The following is a 1,047-nucleotide window of genomic DNA, read 5'->3' as shown; positions in this document are numbered from 1 at the left end:
AAGCGGGTGTTCGTTTTCCCGGGTCAGGGTTCGCAGTGGCCCGGGATGGCACTGGAACTCCTGGACACCTCCCCCGTCTTCGCCGAACGACTGCGCGAGGTCGCCACAGCCGTCGAACAACACGTCGACTGGACCGTCGAAGACGTCCTACGCGGAACCGCGACCGAATCCATCGAACAGATCGAAGTCGTCCAACCCGTCCTCTTCACCGTCCACCTCGCCCTGGCCACCCTCTGGGAACACCACGGCATACACCCCGACGCCGTCATCGGACACTCCCAAGGCGAAATCGCCGCCGCCTGCGTCGCAGACGCCCTCACCCTCCACGACGCCGCCCAACTCATCGTCCTACGCTCCCAACTCTTCGCCGACGAACTCACCGGACACGGCGGCGTCGCCTCCATCGCCCTCTCACCCACAGAAGTAGAAAAACACCTCACCCAACTCAACAGCTCCCTCACCATCGCCGGAATCAACGGCCCCCACCTCGTCACCGTCGCCGGCGAACCCGACCAACTCGAAGAACTCGTCGCACACACCACCGCCCAAGGCACCCGAGCCCGCATCATCGCCGCCACAGTCGCCTCACACAGCCCCCAAGTCGAACCACTACGCCAAAAACTCACCCAACTCCTGAAATTCATCACCCCCCGACAGGCCCGCATACCGATCTACTCAACCGTCACCGGCCACATCCTCAACGGCACAGAACTCAACGCCGACTACTGGTACGAGAACTGCCGCCGCCCCGTCCTCTTCGAACCCGCCATACGCCAACTCCTCAAAAACGGCCACCACACCTTCATCGAAACCAGCGCCCACCCCGTCCTCACCCTCGCCATCGACCAGACAGCCGAAGACGCCGACACCCACGCACTCACCCTCGGCTCACTACGCCGCAAAGAAGGCGGCCAAGAACGCTTCCTCACCTCACTCGCCCACGCCTGGACACACGGCACACCCGTCAACTGGCAACAAACAAACACCACACACAACACCCAGACCGTGGACCTCCCCACCTACCCCTTCCAACACACCCACTACTGG

At 63.0% G+C, this 1,047-nt stretch carries 1 protein-coding gene; it reads left to right on the top strand.

Annotation, left to right across the window (positions count from 1 at the left end; all coding sequences use genetic code 11):
- Positions 1-6 precede the first annotated feature (6 nt).
- On the top strand, positions 7-1,047 hold a 1,041-nt coding region (locus tag ACIREO_RS39685), incomplete at its 3' end, for an acyltransferase domain-containing protein (protein WP_404119975.1).

It is taken from the genome of Streptomyces sp. NPDC102441 (genome assembly GCF_044765585.1).
In the GTDB taxonomy this organism is placed as follows: domain Bacteria; phylum Actinomycetota; class Actinomycetes; order Streptomycetales; family Streptomycetaceae; genus Streptomyces.
The sequence above is the reverse complement of the archived record's forward strand: the minus strand, read 5'-3'. Positions and strand labels throughout refer to the sequence as shown.